Origin of the sequence: Saccharomonospora iraqiensis subsp. iraqiensis, assembly GCF_000430445.1 — a bacterium.
Lineage (GTDB): Bacteria > Actinomycetota > Actinomycetes > Mycobacteriales > Pseudonocardiaceae > Saccharomonospora > Saccharomonospora iraqiensis.
The window spans coordinates 1-2462 of record NZ_KE387136.1 but is presented as its reverse complement, the minus strand read 5'-3'; the positions used below and the strand labels follow the sequence as shown (position 1 = coordinate 2462).

Genomic DNA, 2462 nt, shown 5'->3' with positions numbered 1-2462 from the left:
CCACAGCCCACACCGCCACCGCAGCCGGTGCAGCCCCCACAGGCCGGTTCGGAGGCGCAGCCCCGACAGCAGGCGCCGTACCCGCCGCAGCAGGCGTTCCCGCAGGCGCCGGACGCCGCACCGGCCCCGGACACGGCGGTCCCGGACGCGGACGCACTGTCCGGGTCCGTGTCGGAGCGGCCGTCCGCCACGACCGGCACACCACCCGGGCCGGGCCCCGGGACGCAGGCGCGGCCCCAGCACGGGGCCGCCCCCGAGGCGGCCGAACACGACTCCGGGCAGGAGTTGGAGTCGGCGGTCGAGTCGGCCACGGAGTTCCTGGCCGAGTTCGAGAACAAGATGGCGCAGACCACGGAGATGAGCCAGGAGGACGTCGCCCAGCTGCGGGCGGCGATCGCCGAGGACCCGGAGAAGGGTCGGGAGATCGCCGGCCTGGACACCCGCGCCGACCCGTCCGAGGTCCCGGACCTGAATTTGGACGACCCGCAGCTCTCCGAGCGGGACCGTGCCCTGCTCCGGGAACTGCACGCCGAACTCGCCGAGCGCGAACGCGCCGAAGCGGCCAGAACCCGCACCAACGGCGTCCAACACCGCTGGTCCGAGTGAGATCCTGCGCACCCCGCGTGGTGCCGTGAAGGCCCCCTTCCCTGCGTGGGACGCCGCGAAGGGGGCCTTCACGGCACCCGGCGCAGGGAGGGGGTCCTTCACGGTCACCCCCGGACGTGCCGAGGGTGGTCAGCCGGGTGGGGGATCGTTAAGGTTCCCGGCGTGATGGAGTTCGAGGTGCCGTTACGGTCGGTGCTTCCCGGGGGTGCCGGGCAGTCGGATGCCGGGTTCCCGCCCGCGCCGGAGGTGCCGGCGGAGCCACGGGACTCCGCGACCGTGGCACTGATCCGCGACGGCGCGGACGGCGGGCCGGAGGTGTTCCTCCAGCGCCGGGTCCGGGGGATGGCCTTCGCCGGGGGGATGACGGTGTTCCCCGGCGGCGGGGTGGACCCCCGGGACGCGGACGCCTCGGTGGACTGGGTGGGCCCGTCCGTGCGGGAGTGGGCGCGTTGGTTCGACTGCCCGGAGCCGCTCGCCCGGGCACTGGTGTGCGCCGCCGTGCGGGAGACGTTCGAGGAGTCCGGCGTGCTCCTGGCGGGCACCGCGTCCACCACGGTCACCGACACCGCCCGCTACACCGACGCCCGGCGCGCGCTCGTGGCGCGGGAGCTGTCCCTGGCCGCCTTCCTCGCCGGGGAGGGGCTGGCGGTCCGGGCCGATCTCCTGCGGCCGTGGGGCAACTGGGTGACCCCCGAACAGGAGCCGCGCCGGTACGACACCCGGTTCTTCGTGGCCGCACTGCCGGAGGGCCAGGACGCCGACGGCGCCACCACCGAGGCCGACGTCTCCGGCTGGCAGCGGCCCGCCGAGGCGCTCGCCGACGCGGAGGCGGGCCGCTGCGCCCTGCTGCCGCCCACCTGGTGCACACTCGCCGAGCTGGGTGCGTGCGGCACGGTCGCCGAGGCGCTGACCACGACCAGACAGATCCGCAAGATCACTCCGCGGTTGACCGTGCGGGGGGACACCGTCCGTGTGGAGGTGCCGTGACACATCCCGCGTACCGCGTGCTGCGCGAGGTGAGCCCCGCCGCCTCGGTTCTGCTGCAGGACAACCCGTCCGCGATGACGCTGGAGGGCACCAACACCTGGGTGCTGCGTGCGCCCGGTGCCCCGGGTTGTGTCGTGGTGGACCCCGGGCACGCCCACGACGAGCACCTGACCGAGCTCGACCGGCTCGCCGGGCGGGTGCCGGTGGAACTGATCGTGCTCACCCACCACCACCCGGACCACGCCGAGGCCGCGCCGTCGCTGGCCGACCGGGTGGGTGCCCCCGTCCGGGCCTTCGACCCGGACCTGTGCCGGGGCGGTGACCCGCTCACCCACGACGACGTCGTCCGGGCCGCGGGGCTGGACCTGCGGGTGCTGCACACCCCCGGGCACACCGCCGACTCGGTGACCCTGCGCTTCGACCACGCGGACCGTGCCCACGCCCTCACCGGCGACACGGTGCTCGGACGGGGCACCACGATCCTGTCCGACCTCGGGGACTACCTCGAATCCCTGCGTGCGCTGCGCACACTCCCGCCGGGCACGCTCGGCCTGCCCGGGCACGGACCCGAACTGCCGGATCTGACCGCGACGGTGCGGGAGTACTCCGAGCACCGCGAGCAGCGGCTCGACCAGGTCCGGCAGGCGCTGCGCAGGCTCGGGCCCCACGCCTCGGCCCGGGAGGTGGTCCGGGACGTCTACGCCGACGTCGACCCGGCGTTGTGGGGCGCGGCGGAGGCCAGCGTGCGCGCACAGCTCGACTACCTGCACCGCGCGACGGGTCGTTAGTCGGTGTGCCCCGGGGGCGCCCCGGCCGACGTCGTGGTGGACGTCGCGGGGGCGCCGGGCGGCCGGATGGTGCCGCGCAGC

General features: G+C 75.4%; 2 protein-coding genes and 1 pseudogene. All 3 read left to right on the top strand.

What is annotated here, in order from left to right; genetic code table 11:
• Nucleotides 1-606, top strand: a pseudogene (locus ACTIR_RS27645) (hypothetical protein); the annotation flags it as partial.
• Between the two features lie 165 nt (nucleotides 607-771).
• Nucleotides 772-1593, top strand: coding sequence for an NUDIX hydrolase (locus tag ACTIR_RS0120580; RefSeq protein WP_233345960.1), 822 nt, complete (start codon nucleotides 772-774; stop codon nucleotides 1591-1593).
• Nucleotides 1590-2381 carry an MBL fold metallo-hydrolase gene (locus ACTIR_RS0120575; protein WP_026455678.1) on the top strand — a complete coding sequence of 264 codons (792 nt, stop codon included), beginning with the start codon at nucleotides 1590-1592 and terminating at the stop codon, nucleotides 2379-2381. The genes ACTIR_RS0120580 and ACTIR_RS0120575 overlap by 4 nt, the downstream gene beginning before the upstream one ends.
• Nucleotides 2382-2462: the final 81 nt, after the last annotated feature.

Excerpts from the sequence above, each read along its gene's own strand:
- ACTIR_RS0120580 (WP_233345960.1), top strand. The coding sequence starts at position 772 with ATGGAGTTCGAGGTGCCGTTACGGTCGGTGCTTCCCGGGGGTGCCGGG.